Below are 18,864 nucleotides of genomic sequence, written 5' to 3'. Positions count from 1 at the left end.
CCACCCCATGTCCACCGGCCGGGCGGGGATTGTCAGTGGCGCATGCTCTCATGGAGACATGATCGGAGACACCGAAACCATCGAAGAGTTTCTCGCACGGCACGCGTCCGACGTCGAGGAAGCGGTCCGCCAGGCGGCGGCCACCGAGATAATGCCGCGCTTCCGTCAACTCGCCGCCCATGAGATCGACCAGAAGAGCGGCCCGCACGACCTGGTGACGGACGCCGACCGCAAGGCCGAGCTGTATCTCACCGAGGTGCTGCCCAAGCTGCTGCCCGGCTCCGTCGTGGTCGGCGAGGAGGCGGTGCACGCCGACCCCGACTCGTACGAGGCGATACAGCGCGACGTGCCGGTCTGGATCGTCGACCCCGTGGACGGCACCCGGCAGTTCGTCCACGGCGACCCCGGCTTCTGCACGCTGGTCGCGCTCGCCCACCATGGCATCGTCCGCGCGTCGTGGACGTTCGCCCCGGCCCGCGACCAGCTCGCCACCGCGATCCGTGGACAGGGCGCCTTCCTCGACGGCACGCGCCTGTACGCGGGCTCGCCCGAGCCCGGCCGTGACCTCCGGGTGGCCACCTCCCACCCGGACTACACGACGGACGCGCAGAAGCGCGCGCTGCTGGGCCTGTGGACGGACGGCGTGCAGTCGCGCCCCTGCGGCTCCGCGGGCCTGGAGTATCTGGCCATAGCCCGGGGCGAGTTGGACGCCACGGCGTTCTCCTGGGAGGCCGCCTGGGACCACGCCGCGGGCATCCTCCTCGTCGAGGAGGCGGGCGGCGCCCATCTCACCCGTGCGGGCGAACCGTTCCGCATAACCGGCGGCAACGTCCTGCCGTTCACCGCGGCGCGGGACGCGGCCACGGCTGGCCGGGTGGTGGAACTACTGTCGGGCGGAGCCTGATCTGCGGGCGGGCCGAGCTGAACCGCAGGGTGACGACCTCGAACTCGGCCACGGTGCCGACCACCGGCCAGTCGCCGGGGTCGAAGGGCAGCCAGGCGATGTCCACGAAGGCGTCGACCGGCAGGTTGACGTCGACGAACAGACCCGTCCGGCCCGGCCCCCACGGCAGCGCGCACACCATGCCCGTGAGCAGGGAGCCCTCCGGCAGCGGGCCGGTGGTGTAGTGGCTGAGATGCCGATGCCGTAGGGCCGTGGCCCAGGCCCGCTCGAACTCCGAATCGGTCACGTCCACCGCCTCCGGCGGCACCTCCACGGCGCCCTCCGTGAACGCCCCGTACACGGTCTGGTAGAGCTGGACGCCCAGGCGCCCGAACCGCTCGCGCACCAGCGCCAGTTGGGCCTGGGCGGCGGCCATCGAGGCACCGCCCGAGGTGGTGCCGTCGGCGTTCTGCAGGGGCTCGCAGGAGCGCGGGATCGCCAGCCCCGCCTCGAACACCGCCTGCCGCAGCACCCAGCCGTCGTCCTCGACCTCGAACCAGTACCAGGCGGTGTCGTCGGCGTCCTCGCCGGACGATTGGATGCGGAAACGGCGCGTCATCCGGCCGAGGTTACCCGCGCCGGGCAGTGTCGGTGTCCCGGCATATCCTGATCTCAGAAGGCCGTCGGCTGACGAAGGAGTCCGAAGGTGCCGTCGATGCTCGATGCGGTCGTGGTGGGGGCGGGGCCCAACGGGCTGACGGCTGCCGTGGAGCTGGCCCGGCGCGGCTTCTCCGTGGCCGTCTTCGAGGCACGCGACACCGTCGGCGGCGGCGCCCGCACCGAGGAACTGACCCTGCCCGGCTTCCGGCACGACCCGTGCTCGGCGGCCCACCCGCTCGGCGTCAACTCCCCGGCGTTCAGGGCGATGCCGCTGGCCAGGTACGGGCTGGAGTGGCTGCACGCCGACCTGCCCATGGCCCACCCCTTCCCGGACGGCACGGCGGCGGTGCTGTCCCGTTCCGTCGCCGAGACGGCGGCCTCCTTCGGGCCGCGTGACGCGGGCGCGTACCGCAGGCTGGTCGAGCCGTTCCTCAGCAGGTGGGACACCCTGGCCCACGACTTCATGTCCCTGCCCCTGACCTCGCTGCCCCGCGACCCGGTCACCCTCGCCCGCTTCGGCCTGGCCGGCCTGCCGCCCTCGACCTGGCTGATGCGCCGCTTCCGCGACGAGCGGGCGAAAGCCCTGTTCGCAGGCCTTGTCGGCCATGTCATGGCCCCTCTCAACGGGGTCGCCACCGGCGCCGTGGGCCTGGTCTTCGCCCTCGCGGCACACGCCCGTGGCTGGCCGGTCGCCCGCGGCGGCTCCCAGTCGATCTCCGACGCGCTCACCGCGTATCTGACCGACCTCGGCGGCACCGTCCACACCGACTACGAGGTCAAGCGGCTGGACGATCTGCCACCCGCACGTGCGTACGTCTTCGACACCTCACCCACCGCACTGGCCCGGATCGCGGGCTTCGGCGGCTACTACAACGGCTATCGCTACGGCGCCGGCGTCTTCAAGGTCGACTACGCGCTGGACGGCCCGGTGCCCTGGACGGCGAAGGAGGCCCGCACGGCGACCACCGTCCAGGTCGCCGCGAACAGCGCCGAGATCGGCACCGCCCTGCGCGCCGCCTCCCGCGAGAACCGGGCACCCGACAACCCGTTCCTGATCACCGTGCAGCCGAGCGTCGCCGACCCCTCCCGGGCACCCGAGGGCAAACAGGTCTTCTGGGCCTACGGCCACGTCCCGAACGGCTGGACGGGCGACCTCACCGATGCCATCGAGCGCCAGCTGGAACGCTTCGCCCCCGGCTTCCGCGACCGCGTCCTCGCCCGCGCCACCGCAGGCCCGCCCGAACTCGCGGCCCGCAACGCCAACTACGTCGGCGGCGACATCGGCTCCGGCGCGGCCAGCGGCCTCCAGCTGATGCTGCGCCCCAGGCTCTCCCTGTTCCCGTACGCCACCCCGCACCCGGCCGTCTTCATCTGCTCGTCGGCCACCCCGCCGGGCCCGGGTGTGCACGGCATGTCGGGGCACAACGCGGCGAAGGCCGTCTGGAGAAGGCTGCGACAGTCATGACCGCCATCAACCTCGTCAAGGGCGACATCACCCGACAGAGTGCCGACGCGATCGTCAACGCGGCGAACTCGTCACTCCTGGGCGGGGGAGGGGTCGACGGAGCGATCCACCGCAGAGGCGGCCCCGAGATCCTCGCCGCCTGCCGAGCCCTGCGCGCCTCGCAGTACGGCAAGGGCCTGGCCACCGGCAAAGCGGTCGCCACGACCGCGGGCGAACTGGACGCACGCTGGGTGATCCACACGGTAGGACCTGTGTTCGGCGGTGCATCGGAGGACCGTTCGGACCAACTGGCCTCCTGCTACCGGGAGTCCCTGCGCGTCGCCGACGAACTGGGCGCCCGGACGGTCGCGTTCCCCGCCATCTCCACGGGCGTCTACCGCTGGCCGATGGAGGACGCGGCGCGGATCGCGGTGGCGGCGGTACGGGAAGCGGAGACCGCAGTAGAAGAAGTGCGGTTCGTGCTCTTCGACGAGAGGGCGTACGAGGCGTTCGCGGCTCAACTCCGTTGAGCTACGACACGGCGAAGGGCCGCGCCTGAGCGGCCCGCCGGGGGAGTTACCCGGCGTTTCCGGTCTCGGCGTCGCCGTCGGTGTCGCTGAGGCCCAGCCGCAGATGCTCCACGTGGTAGACCGCCTGGTCGAGCAGCTCGGCGACATGGTGGTCGTGCAGCGCGTACACGACCGAACGGCCGCGCCGCTCTCCGACGACCAGGCCCAGGTTGCGCAGCAGCCGCAGCTGGTGCGAGCACGCCGACTGCTCCATGCCCACCTCGGCCGCCAACTCCGTCGCCGGGAGCGGACCTTCGCGCAGTCGCGCCAGGATCAGCAGGCGGGAGGGCGTCGACAGGGCCTGGAGCGTGGTGGCCACCTTCGCGACATTGTCCGCGTCGAGGCGTACGCGCTCGGCGGCGTCCTGCGCGGTGACGACGGCTCCATGACCCATGGCCGTATCTTACTCATCGCACATGAACGAATGAATGAGTGTTCATGTGTTCCTGTATGGTGCTTCCCGTGTCTGCCACTCTCACCGCGTCTCAGGTCGTCCCGTCGCCCGCCGTACCTGCCGCGCCCCGCCGCCGCACCCGGGTTCTCGCGCTCCCCGAGGCCCGCTGGGCCACGGCGGCCACGGCCCTGTTCCTGCTCGCGCTGCCCCTGCAACTGGCCGACGCGCCGGCCTGGACCTGGGGAGCGCTCTACGCGCTGGCGTACGCCACCGGCGGCTGGGAGCCCGGCTGGGAAGGCCTGAAGGCGCTACGGGAACGGACTCTCGACGTCGACCTGCTGATGATCGTCGCCGCCCTCGGTGCCGCAGCGATCGGCCAGGTGATGGACGGCGCCCTGCTGATCGTCATCTTCGCGACCTCCGGTGCCCTGGAGGCCCTCGCCACCGCCCGCACCGCCGACTCGGTACGCGGCCTCCTCGACCTGGCCCCCGCCACGGCGACTCGGCTGGACCCCGACGGCCACGAACTGACCCTCCCCGTCGACGAGTTGACCGTCGGCGACACCATCCTCGTACGCCCCGGAGAACGCGTCGGGGCCGACGGCCGCGTACTGGACGGCGCGAGCGAGGTCGACCAGGCGACGATCACCGGCGAACCGCTGCCCGCTCCGAAGGAGCCCGGCGACGAGGTCTTCGCGGGCACACTCAACGGCACCGGCGCCCTGCGCGTACGGGTCGAGCGCGACGCCTCCGACTCGGTGATCGCCCGGATCGTACGCCTGGTCGAGGAGGCGTCCGAGACCAAGGCTCCCACCCAGCTGTTCATCGAGAAGGTCGAGCAGCGCTACTCGCTGGGCATGGTCGCCGCGACCCTCGCCGTGTTCGCAGTACCGCTCGCCTTCGGTACGGACCTCACCGACGCCCTGCTGCGCGCCATGACCTTCATGATCGTGGCCTCGCCCTGCGCGGTCGTGCTCGCCACCATGCCGCCGCTGCTCTCGGCGATCGCCAACGCCGGGCGGCACGGCGTCCTGGTCAAGTCGGCGGTGGTGATGGAACGACTCGGGCAGGTCGACGCCGTCGCCCTCGACAAGACCGGCACCCTCACCGAGGGCACGCCGAGGCTGACGGACGTACGGCCGTTGCCCGGATCCGACCTCGACGAGGACGACCTGCTGGCGCTCGCAGCCGCTGCCGAGCACCCGAGCGAGCACCCACTGGCCCGGGCCGTGGTGGAGGCGGCGCGAGAGCGAGGGCTCGTGCTGTCCGTGGCGGAGGACTTCGACTCGACGCCGGGAGTGGGTGTGACGGCTGCCGTGGACGGGCGCGTGGTCGCGGTGGGGGCGCCAGGGCGGCTGCTGGACGGTGTGGGGGTGTCGGACAGTGCGGGGGTGCCGGACGGTGCCGGGGTGTCGAAAGGCGCCAGAGTCTCGGACAGTGCCGGGGTGTCGGAAGGGTCGGCAACTCGGCTGCTGGTCAAGGAGGTTGAGGCGTCCGGTCGTACGGCCGTCCTCGTGGTCGCCGACAACGTGCCGGTCGGAGTTCTCGGTCTCGCCGACCGGCTGCGTCCCGGTGCCGCCGCCACCGTCGCCTCGCTCACTCAACTCACCGGTACCGCACCCGTGTTGCTGACCGGCGACAACCCGCGTGCCGCAGCCCGACTGGCCGCCGAGGTCGGGATCGAGGACGTACGGGCCGGGCTGCTTCCCCAGCAGAAGCTGGGCGCGGTAAGGGAGTTGGAGGCGGCCGGGCGCAGGGTCATGGTCGTCGGGGACGGTGTCAACGACGCACCGGCACTCGCCGCCGCCCACATCGGCGTGGCCATGGGGCGGGCGGGTTCCGACCTCGCGCTGGAGACGGCGGACGCGGTGATCGTGCGGGACGAACTCACCACCGTGCCCGCAGTGATCGTCCTCTCGCGGCGCGCCGGACGCCTGGTCGTGCAGAATCTGGTGATCGCCGGGGTGTTCATCGCGGGCCTCGTCGCCTGGGACCTGATCGGCACGTTGCCGCTGCCGCTCGGTGTCGCGGGTCACGAGGGCTCGACCGTCCTCGTCGGCCTCAACGGGCTGCGGCTGTTGCGGGAGGCTGCGTGGCGGGATGCGGTGAACCGGGGAAGGTGATCCGGAAGGTTCCTGGACACGTCACCTTGATGTCGGATTTCCGCCAGCCCCGCCCCGGCCCATCGCCGATGCTGGACGTATGCGGAACGCGATGCACACCGACACCGAGCGCTGCGTACGTGCCGTCCAGTCGAAGGACGCGCGGTTCGACGGCTGGTTCTTCACGGCGGTCCTGACCACTCGGATCTACTGCCGGCCCAGCTGCCCGGTCGTGCCGCCCAAGCCCGAGAACATGACCTTCTACCCGAGCGCGGCGGCCTGCCAGCAGGCGGGCTTCCGGGCCTGCAAGCGGTGCCGCCCGGACACCAGCCCCGGCTCGCCGGAGTGGAACCAGCGGGCCGATCTCGTGGCTCGCGCGATGCGGCTGATCGGCGACGGCATCGTGGACCGCGAAGGAGTTCCGGGCCTCGCCGCCCGCCTCGGCTACAGCACCCGCCAGATCGAACGGCAGCTCCTCGCCGAACTGGGCGCAGGCCCGCTCGCCCTCGCCCGCGCCCAGCGCGCCCAGACCGCGCGGCTCCTCGTCGAGACGACCGCGCTGCCCATGGCGGAGATCGCCTTCGCGGCGGGCTTCGCCTCGATCCGAACCTTCAACGACACCGTCCGCGAGGTCTTCGCCCTCTCCCCGAGCGAACTCCGCGCCCGCCTCCCGAAGACACGCACGCAGGCGGGCGGTGGGGGTACGGCCGTCAGCGCACCGGCTGGCACACCGGGCGCGCTCAACCTCCGCCTGCCCTTCCGCGCCCCGCTCAACCCGGACAACCTCTTCGGCCACCTCGCCGCGACCGCCGTACCCGGTGTGGAGGAGTGGCGTGACGGCGCCTACCGCCGGACCCTGCGCCTCCCGTACGGACACGGCATCGCCGCTCTCACCCCGAAGCCCGACCACATCGCGTGCCGCCTCACCCTCAGCGACCTGCGCGACCTGCCCGTCGCCATCAGCCGCTGCCGCCGGATGCTCGACCTGGACGCCGATCCGGTCGCGGTGGACGAGCAGTTGCGTACGGATCCGGTGCTGGCGCCGCTCGTCGCGAAGGCCCCGGGGCGACGCGTCCCGCGCACGGTCGACGAGGCGGAGTTCGCCGTACGGGCGGTGCTCGGCCAACAGGTGTCCACGGCCGCCGCCCGTACCCACGCGGCCCGTCTCGTCACGGCGTACGGCGACCCGGTCGACGATCCCGAGGGCGGCCTGACCCACCTCTTCCCCACACCACAGGCCCTGGCCGCCCTCGACCCCGAGTCCCTGGCCATGCCCCGCACCCGCCGGGCCACCTTCACGACACTGGTCGGCCAACTCGCCGACGGGACACTCCACTTGGGCGTCGAGAGCGACTGGTCGGAGGCCCGTGCCCGGCTGCTCGCCCTCCCCGGCTTCGGCCCCTGGACGGTCGACGTCATCGCGATGCGTGCCCTCGGCGACCCCGACGCGTTCCTCCCCACGGACCTCGGAATCCGGCGCGCGGCCCAGGAGTTGGGCCTCCCTTCGACGCCGGCCGCACTGACGGCACGTGCGGCGGCCTGGCGGCCGTGGCGGGCGTACGCGGTCCAGTACCTGTGGGCGACGGACAGCCACCCCATCAACTTTCTACCGGTATAACGACGTTGAGGAACACCAGGGAATCCCCATGAACATGAAGCACCACACAGTCATCGACAGCCCGTACGGCCCCCTCACCCTCGTGGCCGACGACGGAGTCCTCAGCGGTCTCTACATGGTCGACCAGCGTCACCGCCCGCCCGAGGAGAACTTCGGCGCCCGCGACGACGCGCCTTTCGGGGAGACGGTCGACCAGCTGAAGGCGTATTTCGAGGGCGAGTTGAAGGAGTTCACTCTGCAACTCCGGCTGTCGGGAACGGAGTTCCAGCGCAGCGTGTGGGAGCAGCTGTGCCGTATCCCGTACGGCGAGACCCGCTCGTACGGCGAACTCGCCGACGCCCTCGGCAATCCGAAGGCATCCCGCGCCGTGGGCCTCGCCAACGGCAAGAACCCCGTCGGCATCATCGTGCCCTGCCACCGGGTGGTCGGCGCGGACGGCAGCCTCACCGGGTACGGGGGCGGGCTGGAGCGCAAGCAGCGGCTGCTGGACTTCGAACGGGGGTCGGCGCTCTTCTGATCTCTCCAATGGTGAAGGTCTGCGGCCCCGAGGAGTTGGACGTCCTTGTGACCAACGAGGCTGCGGACAGCGTGACTTGTGCGGCCCTGGAGGAGGCGGGCGTGCGGGTGGTGCGGGTCGGTGCGCCCGTGCGGGGCACTCCGGCCCCGTGTGCCTAGACCTCCGACTTCCCCAGGGCGCGCAGCAGTTGGGGCAGGGCCGTGCCGATCGGCTCCCGTACGATTTCGTCGGCCCGGTCGTCGTACGGGGTCGGCTCGGCGTTGACGATGACGAGCCGGGCGCCGTGATCGGCGGCCACACCGGCGAGCCCGGCGGCGGGCTGGACCTGGAGGCTCGTCCCGACGGCGATGAACACCTGGCAGGCCTTGGTGATGGCGAGGGCGTCCCCGAGGACGACCGGGTCGAGCCGCTGACCGAACATGACGGTCGCCGACTTCAGGATCCCGCCGCAGGTGAGACAGGCGGGGTCGTCCTCCCCGGCGTCGACCCGGGCGAGGGCGTCCTCCATCGGCCCGCGCGCATCACACTCGGTGCACACGAACTCCCGTGCGGTGCCGTGCAGTTCGAGCACCTTGCGGGCCGGCAACCCGGCGAGCTGGTGCAGCCCGTCGACGTTCTGCGTGATCACCCGCACGGGCACCCCGGCCCGCTCCAACTCGGCCACGGCCAGGTGCGCGGCGTTGGGCTCGGCCCGAAGGGTCCGGTTCTGGCGCCGCATCTGCCAGGAACGGCGCCGGATCTCGGGATCGCTCATGTAGTACTCGTACGTCACGAGCTTCTCGGCCCCGGGATCGCGCCGCCACAGGCCGCCCGGGCCGCGGTAGTCGGGGATGCCGGAGTCGGTCGAGATTCCGGCGCCGCTGAGGACGGCGACGAGAGGCTTGGTCATGGTGCCGAGGGTAGGTCGCGGGGTTCGGGAGCGGCGACCGGTTAACGGCCCGGGGCTTGCTTGATGGGAGCGTGACCGTGCCGCCGTACTCGTGTACGAACATGCGCCCGGTGTTAATGTCCGCCCATGGCAGCCAAGGTCTCCGTATCTCTCGACGCCGAACTGGTCGTCGAAGTCATGGTGCTCGCGGGCGTCGGGAACCCGCAGGACGCCGTAGAGCTCGTCGTGCGGGACTACATCGCGCGCGGTCACCGGACGGAGGCCCGGGTCGCCGAGCGTGACGACGCGAGGCGGGCCGTCGACGAGGTGAAGCCGCCGGACGTTCAGGGCTGAACCTCGCGGGCCGGGGTGCTGGTCAGGCCACCCGGTCGCCGTTCTCCAGTTCCACCGTTCCCGCGCCCTCCGCCAGCACGTCGAGGGCGTGCAGTACCCGTCGTCCCAGGGAACCCAAGAGGTACTCGCCGAGGTCCTCGCGTGCCACCAGCCGCCAGGACAGCAGTTCCTCCTCCTGGAGTCTGATCGACTTGAGGGTCTCCTCGTCGAGGACGCCACCGTCGTACAGATAGGCGACCAGCGGCATGTGACCCGCGATGTGGACCCAGTCGACGGCCAGCAGGCGGCCCAGTTCCCGGTCGAGGCCGATCTCCTCCAGGGTCTCCCGGCGCGCGCCCTGGCGCGGGGTCTCCCCGGTGTCCGACTCGATCGTGCCGCCTGGAAGGGCCCAGCCCTCACGGTAGTTGGGCTCGACGAGCAGGATCCGTCCGTCGGCGTCACGGAAGAGCGCGGCGGCGCCGGCCAGGACGCGGGGCAGGCCGGCGATGTATGTGGCGAAGTCTTGGATGGTCATCCTGGAAGCGTAACCAGGGGAGATGACGGACAGCCGTCCGTCGGCGTCCCGTCACACCTGCGGGTGTCCCAACCGCACCGTCCGCGCCGCCAGTTCACTGATCCGCACCCCGTCGAAACCGAACACCGCGCTGCGTACGGTGTCCTCCAGCGGGTCCTTCCACCGGCTCGGGATCGCCTCCGCGCCGCACAGCACACCGGCCACCGAGCCCGCGGTCGCGCCGTTCGAGTCGGTGTCCAGGCCGCCCCGGACGGTCAGGGCGATCGTGCTGGTGAAGTCGCCGTCGCCGTACAGGAGACCGGCGGTGAGGACGGCGACGTTCGGGACTGTGTGGATCCAGCCGAGCCCGGCGGTCTCCGCGGAGACCGTGGCGAGCGTGTCCTCCCAGGTCAGCCGGGTCTCGTGAAGCGCCATGACCCGGCGTACCGTACGGGCCAGGCGGCTGCTCGCCGGGATCACCGTCAGCGCCGTGTCCAGCGCGTGCCGTACGTCGGGTGCCGTGAACGCCGCCGAGATCAGGGCCGCCGCGAACATCGCCCCGTACACGCCGTTGCCCGTGTGGGAGAGGACGGCGTCCCTGCGGGCCAGATAGGCGGCGCGGTGCGGGGCGTCCGGACAGGTCCAGCCGTAGATGTCGGCGCGGATCAGGGCGCCGATCCACTCCTGGTACGGGTTGTCGTGCGTGGCCGTCAGCGGTGGCTTGAGACCGGCCGTGAGGTTGCGATAGGCCGCGCGTTCCGCCGTGAACGTCTGGAGGAACGGCAGCCGCAGCAGCCACAGCTCGCCGACCTGCTCGGTGCTGAAGTCGAAACCGTGCGTCTCCAGCAGGTCCAGGCCGAGGATCGCGTAGTCGACGTCGTCGTCGCGGCAGCTGCCGTGGATCCGGCCACGTACGCACTCCCGCCATTCGGGGCGGAGTTCGAAGCCTTCGTGCTCGCTTCCGGGCGGCGGCTCGGGCAGATAGTCGGTGAGGGGGAGGGCGCCGGTTCGCCGCAAGTAGCGGTCGATGCGGTCGCGCGTCCAGTAGTCGCCCCGCTCGACCGGCTTGCCGAGCATGTTGCCCGCGATCCGGCCCAGCCAGCCCCCGAGAACTCGGTCCGCGAGGTCGGGCTCGGTGCCTGCATGGGTCATGGCTCCGGTCTACCACCATGTGCGGTCGTCGGCTGTGCCCTGACTGTGGGCGGTCAAGAAGGCATGACGGGGCGCGCCTCCTGCGGTTAAGGTCGCAGCGGCGCGACTGCCCTGACGTTGACGGGGCCGGAAAGCAAGGGATGTGCAGGGTGGCGGACGCTTCGGGTACGGCGAAGGTGACGGGTGTGCGGGCGACTCGGGTGCTGATCGCCGCCGACAAGTTCAAGGGGTCGCTGACGGCCGTACAGGTCGCCGAGCGGGTGACCGCCGGGCTGCGCAAGGCCGCCCCCCATGTCGAGGTCGAGTCGCTGCCCGTGGCCGACGGCGGCGACGGGACCGTGGACGCCGCGGTCGCCGCCGGATTCGAACGGCGTGAGGTGCGGGTCGCGGGGCCACTCGGGCATGAGGTGAGCGCCGCGTTCGCGCTGCGCGACGGCACCGCGGTGGTGGAGATGGCCGAGGCGAGCGGTCTCCAGCGGCTGCCCGCGGGCGTGTTCGCGCCGCTCACGGCATCGACGTACGGCTCCGGAGAACTGCTGCGGGCCGCGCTGGACGCGGGCGCGCGCACCATCGTCTTCGGGGTCGGCGGCAGCGCCACCACCGACGGCGGCGCGGGCATGTTGTCCGCGCTCGGCGCCCGCTTCCTGGACGCCGACGGCGAACCGCTGCCGCCCGGGGGCGGCGGGCTGGACGTCCTGGCCACGGCCGACCTCTCGGACCTCGACACCCGCCTCGCGGACGTCGACTTCGTGCTGGCCAGCGACGTGGACAACCCGCTGACCGGGCCGAAGGGCGCCCCCGCGGTGTACGGCCCGCAGAAGGGCGCCTCCCCGGACGACGTGGAGGCCCTGGACGCGGCCCTCGCGCACTACGCGAAGATCCTGGAGGCCGCGATCGGCCCGAAGGCCGCCGAGTACGCCGCCGCGCCGGGTGCGGGCGCCGCCGGCGGCATCGGCTACGGCGCCCTGGTCCTCGGCGCCCGGTTCCGGCCCGGCATCGAGGTCATGCTCGACGTCCTAGGCTTCGGGCCCGCCCTGGACCGCGCCACCCTCGTGATCACCGGCGAGGGCTCCCTCGACGAGCAGACCCTGCACGGCAAGGCCCCGGCGGGCGTCGCCGCGGCGGCCCGCGCGGAGGGCCGCGAGGTAGTCGCGGTCTGCGGCCGTCTGGCCCTGCGCCCGGAGGCCCTGGGCCGGGCCGGCATCCGCCGCGCCTACCCCCTGACGGACATGGAACCGGACCTCGCCAAGTGCATCTCCGACGCCGGCCCGATCCTGGAACGGGTCGCGGAGAACATCGGCCGGGACTTCCTGGTCTGAGGCCCGGGAGACATCGGCCGGGGCTTCCTGGTCCGAAGCCCGCAGGACGCCGTACCGCGTCACCCGCCGCTGCCGGTGAGCCGCGTGGCGTCCTCCAGTACCCCCGCCGGCCCCGACAACCGATACGCGTCCAGAGCCAACGTCATCTCGATCAGGTCGCGCGGCCTGGCCAGTGACCTGGACGTCAGCTGCTCCAGCCGTCGTAAGCGGTTGAACACCGTGTTGCGGTGGCAGTACAGGCGTCCGGCGGCCCGGCCCGCCGACCCCTCGCAGGTCAGCCACACGTCGAGGGTCTCCAGGAGTACCTCCCGGTCGGCGGGCTCCAGCCCGACCAGGGCGCCGAAGACGGACGACACCAGGCGGTTCGCGAGTTCCGGCTGGCTCACCACCAGGGCTGTCGGCATCCGCTGGTCAAGGCGTACGACCTCGCTCGTGTCCGGCGGGCAGGTGCGCAACGCCAGTTCGGCCAGCCGCCGGGCCCGTCCCAGTTCCGCCAGTCCCGGTACGACGGGACTGATCCCGCCCGCCCCCGAGCACCGCCCGCTCAGCGCCCGCGCCACCGCGTCGAGCCCCTGGTCGGGCCCCAGCAGCACCACGCCCACCTCCTGGTCGGCCCGCATCCGCCACACGAACCGGTACCCGGCGCCCCGCAACGGCCGGTGGAAGGCCTCCCTCGGATCCCGCCGGTCCGCCCGCAGCACCACCACCGCGTACGCGCCCCGCTCCGGCAGATCGAGCCCCGCCGCCGCCCGCGCGGCCAGCCCCGGCGACTCCTGGCCGTCGAGCAGCGCGTCGAGCAACGCCTGCAACTGCTCGTCCGTACGCCGCCGCAGTTCCATCTCGGTCGCCCGGTACGCCTCCGACGCCACCGCCGCCTGCGCGTCGATCGCCGACCACACCAGGGTCGCCGATCGCATCAGCACCCCGAGCCGTTGGGGTTCCTGGCCGCCCGCCCCCTCCAGCAGCGCGTCCCAGACCAGATAGCCCGCGCTCCGGTACGCGTGCACCAACAGCTCCAGCGGCAGCCCCTGCTGGGCGCGGCGCCGGCCCGCGTCCTCCGCGTACTCCAGATCGCGGCGCGGCGAGCCCCGGGGCGCGGAGATCGTCCCGATGCCGATCCGCATCGCCTCCTCGACCTCCCGCCACTGCTGGTCGTACGGGATGACCTGGCCGTAGACGGGGGAGTGCTCCGTCAGTTGCCGCAGATGCTCGTCGACCAGCTCCGGCACCCGTTCCAGCAGCGCCGCGCAGGACTCCGCGAGCACCTTCCAGTCATGACCGGTACGCCTTCTGCGGGGTCCCATGAGCGGAGGATGCCACCCGCCGCGCCCCTGCGGCAGGCCCCTGACACGCAGTGTTGTGCTCGCGCACAACGGGCGGTGGCGTCCGCTGGTCACCGGCCACGTTTCGGCGGAGTTTCGGCCGCGACCCGTGGACGGACGCCCGCCCCGGTGCTGGGGTGAGCGCCACACCGGACGCGTGTGCGGGAGGGAGCGGACGCCATGGGCGGTGGAACAAGGGGGTCTGCGGGTGGTTCCGGAGGCGGATCCCCCGGCGGCGCCGATCTCGTCGTACGGGATCTGTCGGTCGGGTACGGGCCCGTGCGCGCCCTGCGTCAGGTGTCGCTGGAGGTGCCCGAGGCGGCCGTTGTGACGGTGCTGGGCGGCAACGGCGCCGGCAAGTCCACGCTGCTGCGCGCCATCAGCCGCACCCTCTCCTTCCAGGGCGGGGCCACGACCGGCGGCACCGTCACGCTCGGCGGACGCCGGATCGACGGGCTCGCCCCCGACCGGGTGGTCGCCGCCGGGGTGTCCCAAGTCCCGGAGGGGCGACGGGTGTTCGCCCGGATGACCGTCGCCGACAATCTGCGCGCCGGAGCCCTCGGCGCGCGCGGCGGACGCACGGAACGGGCCGCCGCCCTGCGCCGCGTCCATGAACTGTTCCCCGTCCTCGCCGACCGCGCCCAGCAGCGCGCGGGACTGCTGTCGGGCGGCGAGCAGCAGATGCTGGCCGTCGCACGTGCCCTCATGGCTACCCCCAAGGTGCTGCTCCTCGACGAGCCGTCGCTGGGCCTGGCCCCGTTGATGGCGGCGCGCATCGCCGACACCGTGCGCGAGATCAACACCCAGGGCACCTCCGTCCTGCTCGTCGAACAGAACGCCGCCCTGGCCCTGCGGCTGGCCACGCAGGCGTACGTCTTGGAGGTCGGCGAGGTCACCCTCTCCGGCCCCTGCGCCGAACTCGCCGTCTCCGACGAGGTACGGCGCCGCTATCTGGGCGTGGTGGACGAGGACGCGGCGGCGGATGCGGCCGGGGCGATGCACGCGGCCCGGGCGATGGACGCGACGGGTGGATCGGCTGCACCCGGGTTGACCCCGTCCATGCCGAGGTTGAGCAGATGGGAGGGTTGATCCACATTGACCACCATTGACGGGCCGCCGTCCACCATTGACGCCCACGCCGTGCCCGCCCTCCACGTTGACCACCTCACCGTCCGCTTCGCCGGCCTCCTCGCCCTGGACGACGTCACCTTCACCGTCAATCCCGGCACCGTCCACGCCCTGATCGGCCCCAACGGCGCCGGCAAGTCCACCTGCTTCAACGTCCTGTCCGGGGTCTACCGGGCCACCTCCGGCAGCGTCCGCTTCGGCGAGCACGAACTGACCGGCATGCCCCCGCACCGCATCGCCGCCCTCGGAGTCGCCCGGATCTTCCAGAACCTCGCCCTGCCGCCGCACGCCACCGTCGAGGACAGCCTGCTGCTCGGCCGCCACCGGCTCACCAGGACCGGCTTCGTCGCCGCCGGACTCCGGCTGCCGTCGGCGGCACGCGAGGAACGCCGGCACCGCGCGCGCGTGCGGGAGATCGCCGAGTTCGTCGGCCTGGAGGGGTACCTGGGACGCCCGGCCGGCTCCCTGCCCTACGGGCTGCAGAAGCTCGCGGAACTCGCCCGGGCCCTGTGCATGGAGCCACGGCTGCTGCTTCTCGACGAACCGGTGGCCGGGATGACCGCCGACGAACGGCGCCGGGTCGCGGCCGTCATCGCCGGTGTCCGCGACAGCCTCGGCATCTCGATCGTCCTGGTGGAGCACGACATGGGGGTGGTGATGAGACTCGCGGACACCGTCACAGTGCTCGACTTCGGGCGCCTGATCGCGGACGGGGCCCCGGCGGACGTACAGAACGACCCGGAGGTCGTACGGGCCTATCTCGGTGAGGAGGCCACCCCGTGAGCACCTTCGCCGAACTGCTCCTCAACGGGATCTCCATGGGCTCGGTCTACGCGCTCATCGCCCTGGGTTTCGTCGTGATCTTCCGGGCCACCGAGGTCGTCAACTTCGCGCACGCCTCGCTGCTGCTCGCGGGCGGCTATGTCACCGCGTCCCTCCACGACGACATCGGCTTCTGGCCCGCGCTCCTCGCGGGCATCGCCGGAGCCGCGCTCGTCGGCGCCGCCGTGGAGTTCCTCGTCATGCGCCGCTCCCGGGGCAACGACCACAGCGTGCTGGCCATCGTCACCATCGGCGTCGACATCCTGCTCACCACCGAACTCACCCGGCGCCTCGGCACGGACGTCCTAGCGCTCGGAGATCCCTGGGGCGACGCCGTCCTCACCCTCGGCCCGATCTCGCTCGCGCACACCCGGATCGCCGCCTTCGTCGCCGCCGCCCTGCTCATCACGGCCTTCCTGCTCGCCTTCCGCTACACCACCTGGGGCGTGGCGATGCGCGCGGCGGCCGAGAACAGCGAGACGGCCGCCCTCATGGGGGTCAGGCTGGGCCGGGTCTCGCTCGGCGCCTGGGCCGTCGCGGGCGGACTCGCGGCCGTCGCCGCCCTGTTCCTCACCGTCTTCCCGACCCCGGGCCTGGAACGGGCCACCTCCCTCGCCGCGCTCAAGGCCTTCCCCGCCGCCATCCTCGGCGGCCTCGACTCCACGACCGGTGCCCTCGTCGGCGGTCTGGTCGTCGGCGTCACCGAGTCCCTCGCCACCGGCTACCAGAGCGACCTGACCTTCATGGGCCGCGGCCTCGGCGACCTCGCGCCCTACCTGGTCATGGTCGCGATCCTCCTCGTCCGGCCCGCCGGGCTCTTCGGCACGAAGGAGCTGGCCCGTGTCTGACGTCCTCGCCGACACGGCGGCCAAGCCCCGGCGCACACTCCGACCGCCGCACGCGCGCACGTACGCGGCTGCCGCGGGCACCCTGCTGCTCCTCGCCCTCCCGTTCTACGTGGACCGCTTCTGGCTCCTGGCCGGGCTGTTCGCCATGGCCGCCGCGATCGGCGCCATCGGCATCAACCTCCTCACCGGCGCCACCGGCCAGCTCTCCATGGGCCACGCCTTCTTCCTCGCGGTCGGTGCCTACAGCTACTGCGTGTTCGCCGCGGAGGGCGGTGACGGACTGACCGGGCTCGGCCTGCCGACCTGGCTCGCGGCCGTGCTCGCCACCCTCGTCGCCGGGGTCGCGGGTGGCCTGTTCAGCCCGATCGCCGGACGCCTGCAAGGCCCCTACCTCGGCATCGCCACCATCGCCCTGATCTTCATCGGCCAGCACGTCCTGTTCAACGCCCGCGAGCTGACCGGCGGCTTCAACGGCCGTGACGTACCCCCGCTGAGCCTCTTCGGCCTCACCTTCGACGACAGCGAACTCCTCGTCGCCAACGTGCCGTTCGGCTCCGCCGAGAAGCTCTGGTACGCCGGACTCGTCCTCCTGCTCGGCTGCGTGCTGTTCGCCCGTGGCGTCCTGCGCGGGCGGCCCGGGCGGGCCATGAACGCCATCCGCGACCACCGCATCGCCGCCGGAGTGATCGGCGTGCCCGTGGCCCGCTACCGTGCCGCCGTCTTCGTCCTGTCGTCGATGTACGCGGGGCTGGCCGGTGTGCTGCTCGCCCTCGTCTTCCAGCGGACCGTGCCCGACTACTTCGGCATCACGCTCTCGCTGGAGTACCTCGCCATGATCGTCATCGGCGGGCTCGGCTCGGTCTCCGGGGCGGTGATCGGCGCGGCCTTCGTCTCGCTCCTGCCCCAGCTGCTGACCCGCTACAGCGACGCGCTGCCCCTGGTCTCCGCCCCGGGCACGGGCGGGATCGCACCGGGCGAGGCGTCCAGGTACCTGTACGGCGCCGCCGTAGTGGCGGTGGTGCTCTTCCTGCCGGGAGGGCTGGTCAGGGTGGCCGCCCGGCGCCGCGTCGCACGTAATCCAGGGGAGGAACGATGACCACGAGATACACGGCCCGAGCCGCTGCGGGCGCGCTCGCCGTGCTGCTGGCGGTGGCCGGGTGCAGCTCCAAGGCCAAGGACGACGACGGGGGCGACAGCGGCTCGGCCTCGGCGGGGGGCGTCAAGACCGACGTCGGAGTGTCCGCCAAGACGATCACGCTCGGCGCGCTCACCGACATGACCGGGGTCTACGCGACCCTCGGCAAGAGCGTCACCCAGGCCCAGCAGCTGTACGTGAAGCAGCTGAACGCCGCCGGAGGCGTCTGCGGGCGCCAGGTGACCCTCACCGTCCGCGACCACGGCTACGACCCGCAGAAGGCCGTCTCCGGCTACACCGAGCTGGAACCGGACGTGCTGGGGTTCGCCCAGTTCATCGGCTCGCCGTTCGTCGCGGCGGTGAAACAGCGCGTCGACGGCCAGGACAAGGTCCTCGTGCTGCCACAGGCGTGGGCCGCCTCGCTGCTCGGCAGCCCGTACATACGCGTGATCGGATCCACGTACGACATTGAGACGATCAATGCGGTCGACTTCTTGATCAATGAGAAGGGGATCAAGAAGGGCGACAAGATCGGTCATGTCTACTTCGAGGGGGACTACGGCGAGAGCGCCCTGGTCGGTTCGAAGTACATGGCGGAGCAGTCGGGGCTGACGGTCGTCGAGCAGAAGATCAAGCCGACCGACAACGACATGACCGCCCAGGTCGCCGCGCTGAAGCAGGCGGGCGTCAAGGCGATTGTGATCAGCGCGGGACCGCGCCAGGCGGCCTCGCTGGTGGGCGTGGCCGCGGCCGGCGGCTTCAACGTCCCGGTCATCGGCAACAACTCGGCCTTCGCCCCGCAGCTCCTGGCCACCCAGGCGGGTCCGGCCCTCTCCAAGAACTACTGGGTCGCCTCGCCGTCCCTGCCCATCGGGGCGGACACCCCGGAGGCCAAGAAGCTGGTGGCCGACTACCAGGCGGCGTACCCGGACGACTCGCTCGACAACGGCGTGGTGGCCGGCTGGACGGCGGTCTCCGTCTTCGGTGAGGCCCTGAAGAAGGCCTGCGCGAGCAAGGACCTCACCCGCGAGGGTGTGGACAAGGCCCTGCTGACGATCAACGCGTTCGACGTCGGCTTCGGCAGCCCGCAGGACTTCAGCGACCCGAAGTCGTCCTCCTCCAAGGAGAGCGTCATCCTGCAGCCCGACAAGAGCGTCACGGGCGGCATGAAGGTCGTACGGGAGTCCGAGGCGTCGTCCGTCGCGGAGGGCTACTCGCCGGCCGAGTGACCGCCGA

Annotated in this window: 20 protein-coding genes; 14 read left to right on the top strand and 6 right to left on the bottom strand. The window is 72.0% G+C overall.

Going from position 1 to position 18,864, the window contains the following annotated elements; genetic code table 11:
- Window positions 1-58: 58 nt before the first annotated feature.
- Window positions 59-904, top strand: coding sequence for an inositol monophosphatase family protein (locus LUX31_RS07080; RefSeq protein WP_235473916.1), 846 nt, complete (start codon window positions 59-61; stop codon window positions 902-904).
- On the opposite strand, the gene LUX31_RS07075 is transcribed toward LUX31_RS07080, so the two are convergent.
- Window positions 840-1,502, bottom strand: a complete 663-nt coding sequence (locus LUX31_RS07075) for a hypothetical protein (RefSeq protein WP_235473915.1) — start codon at window positions 1,500-1,502, stop codon at window positions 840-842. The two genes, LUX31_RS07080 and LUX31_RS07075, sit on opposite strands and share 65 nt — an antisense overlap.
- 96 nt (window positions 1,503-1,598) lie before the next feature.
- Between LUX31_RS07075 and LUX31_RS07070 the strand changes: the two genes are divergently transcribed.
- A complete protein-coding gene (locus LUX31_RS07070; RefSeq protein WP_235479824.1) occupies window positions 1,599-3,008 on the top strand; it encodes a phytoene desaturase family protein in 1,410 nt (469 codons plus the stop codon).
- Entirely contained in the window at window positions 3,005-3,517 is a 513-nt protein-coding gene (locus LUX31_RS07065) for an O-acetyl-ADP-ribose deacetylase (protein WP_235473914.1), read from the top strand. The genes LUX31_RS07070 and LUX31_RS07065 overlap by 4 nt, the downstream gene beginning before the upstream one ends.
- 46 nt (window positions 3,518-3,563) lie before the next feature.
- Here the strand turns inward: LUX31_RS07065 and LUX31_RS07060 are convergent, their stop codons facing one another.
- Window positions 3,564-3,950 carry an ArsR/SmtB family transcription factor gene (locus tag LUX31_RS07060; protein WP_235473913.1) on the bottom strand — a complete coding sequence of 129 codons (387 nt, stop codon included), beginning with the start codon at window positions 3,948-3,950 and terminating at the stop codon, window positions 3,564-3,566.
- A 56-nt stretch (window positions 3,951-4,006) separates the two neighbouring features.
- On the opposite strand from LUX31_RS07060, the gene LUX31_RS07055 reads away from it, so the two are divergent.
- The 4 genes from LUX31_RS07055 to LUX31_RS07040 all read left to right on the top strand — a co-directional run bounded on the left by LUX31_RS07055 (window position 4,007) and on the right by LUX31_RS07040 (window position 8,345).
- Window positions 4,007-6,073, top strand: a complete 2,067-nt coding sequence (locus LUX31_RS07055) for a heavy metal translocating P-type ATPase (protein ID WP_235473912.1) — start codon at window positions 4,007-4,009, stop codon at window positions 6,071-6,073.
- A 79-nt stretch (window positions 6,074-6,152) separates the two neighbouring features.
- Window positions 6,153-7,670 carry an AlkA N-terminal domain-containing protein gene (locus LUX31_RS07050; RefSeq protein WP_328285644.1) on the top strand — a complete coding sequence of 506 codons (1,518 nt, stop codon included), beginning with the start codon at window positions 6,153-6,155 and terminating at the stop codon, window positions 7,668-7,670.
- Between the two features lie 34 nt (window positions 7,671-7,704).
- Window positions 7,705-8,187, top strand: coding sequence for a methylated-DNA--[protein]-cysteine S-methyltransferase (locus LUX31_RS07045; RefSeq protein ID WP_235473911.1), 483 nt, complete (start codon window positions 7,705-7,707; stop codon window positions 8,185-8,187).
- Window positions 8,188-8,195: 8 nt separating this feature from the next.
- Window positions 8,196-8,345, top strand: coding sequence for a hypothetical protein (locus LUX31_RS07040; protein ID WP_443045932.1), 150 nt, complete (start codon window positions 8,196-8,198; stop codon window positions 8,343-8,345).
- Here the strand turns inward: LUX31_RS07040 and LUX31_RS07035 are convergent.
- The gene (locus LUX31_RS07035) at window positions 8,342-9,076 is read right to left on the bottom strand and encodes an SIR2 family NAD-dependent protein deacylase (RefSeq protein WP_235473910.1); all 735 of its coding nucleotides are present in this window, start codon (window positions 9,074-9,076) and stop codon (window positions 8,342-8,344) included. The two genes, LUX31_RS07040 and LUX31_RS07035, sit on opposite strands and share 4 nt — an antisense overlap.
- A gap of 126 nt (window positions 9,077-9,202) precedes the next feature.
- On the opposite strand from LUX31_RS07035, the gene LUX31_RS07030 reads away from it, so the two are divergent.
- Window positions 9,203-9,409: a DUF2191 domain-containing protein gene (locus LUX31_RS07030; RefSeq protein WP_235473909.1), complete on the top strand. Its 207-nt coding sequence runs from the start codon at window positions 9,203-9,205 to the stop codon at window positions 9,407-9,409.
- 22 nt (window positions 9,410-9,431) lie between these two features.
- Here LUX31_RS07030 and LUX31_RS07025 read toward each other — a convergent pair whose 3' ends face one another.
- A complete protein-coding gene (locus LUX31_RS07025; protein WP_235473908.1) occupies window positions 9,432-9,923 on the bottom strand; it encodes an NUDIX domain-containing protein in 492 nt (163 codons plus the stop codon).
- Between the two features lie 51 nt (window positions 9,924-9,974).
- Entirely contained in the window at window positions 9,975-11,054 is a 1,080-nt protein-coding gene (locus tag LUX31_RS07020) for an ADP-ribosylglycohydrolase family protein (RefSeq protein WP_235473907.1), read from the bottom strand.
- Window positions 11,055-11,254: 200 nt separating this feature from the next.
- Between LUX31_RS07020 and LUX31_RS07015 the strand changes: the two genes are divergently transcribed.
- On the top strand, window positions 11,255-12,373 hold the full coding sequence (locus LUX31_RS07015) for a glycerate kinase family protein (protein ID WP_235479822.1): 1,119 nt from the start codon (window positions 11,255-11,257) through the stop codon (window positions 12,371-12,373).
- A 59-nt stretch (window positions 12,374-12,432) separates the two neighbouring features.
- Here LUX31_RS07015 and LUX31_RS07010 read toward each other — a convergent pair whose 3' ends face one another.
- Window positions 12,433-13,677: a PucR family transcriptional regulator gene (locus tag LUX31_RS07010; RefSeq protein WP_235473906.1), complete on the bottom strand. Its 1,245-nt coding sequence runs from the start codon at window positions 13,675-13,677 to the stop codon at window positions 12,433-12,435.
- 198 nt (window positions 13,678-13,875) lie between these two features.
- On the opposite strand from LUX31_RS07010, the gene LUX31_RS07005 reads away from it, so the two are divergent.
- The 5 genes from LUX31_RS07005 to LUX31_RS06985 are packed head-to-tail and all read left to right on the top strand — an operon-like array spanning window position 13,876 to window position 18,857.
- On the top strand, window positions 13,876-14,784 hold the full coding sequence (locus tag LUX31_RS07005) for an ABC transporter ATP-binding protein (protein WP_235473905.1): 909 nt from the start codon (window positions 13,876-13,878) through the stop codon (window positions 14,782-14,784).
- Between the two features lie 15 nt (window positions 14,785-14,799).
- Entirely contained in the window at window positions 14,800-15,606 is an 807-nt protein-coding gene (locus tag LUX31_RS07000; protein WP_235479821.1) for an ABC transporter ATP-binding protein, read from the top strand.
- The gene (locus LUX31_RS06995) at window positions 15,603-16,493 is read left to right on the top strand and encodes a branched-chain amino acid ABC transporter permease (protein ID WP_235473904.1); all 891 of its coding nucleotides are present in this window, start codon (window positions 15,603-15,605) and stop codon (window positions 16,491-16,493) included. The genes LUX31_RS07000 and LUX31_RS06995 overlap by 4 nt, the downstream gene beginning before the upstream one ends.
- Window positions 16,486-17,589 carry a branched-chain amino acid ABC transporter permease gene (locus LUX31_RS06990; protein WP_235473903.1) on the top strand — a complete coding sequence of 368 codons (1,104 nt, stop codon included), beginning with the start codon at window positions 16,486-16,488 and terminating at the stop codon, window positions 17,587-17,589. The genes LUX31_RS06995 and LUX31_RS06990 overlap by 8 nt, the downstream gene beginning before the upstream one ends.
- The gene (locus LUX31_RS06985; RefSeq protein ID WP_235473902.1) at window positions 17,586-18,857 is read left to right on the top strand and encodes an ABC transporter substrate-binding protein; all 1,272 of its coding nucleotides are present in this window, start codon (window positions 17,586-17,588) and stop codon (window positions 18,855-18,857) included. The genes LUX31_RS06990 and LUX31_RS06985 overlap by 4 nt, the downstream gene beginning before the upstream one ends.
- Window positions 18,858-18,864 lie beyond the last annotated feature (7 nt).

This window comes from Streptomyces sp. GQFP, assembly GCF_021545335.1.
In the GTDB taxonomy this organism is placed as follows: domain Bacteria; phylum Actinomycetota; class Actinomycetes; order Streptomycetales; family Streptomycetaceae; genus Streptomyces.
The sequence above is the reverse complement of the archived record's forward strand: the minus strand, read 5'-3'. Positions and strand labels throughout refer to the sequence as shown.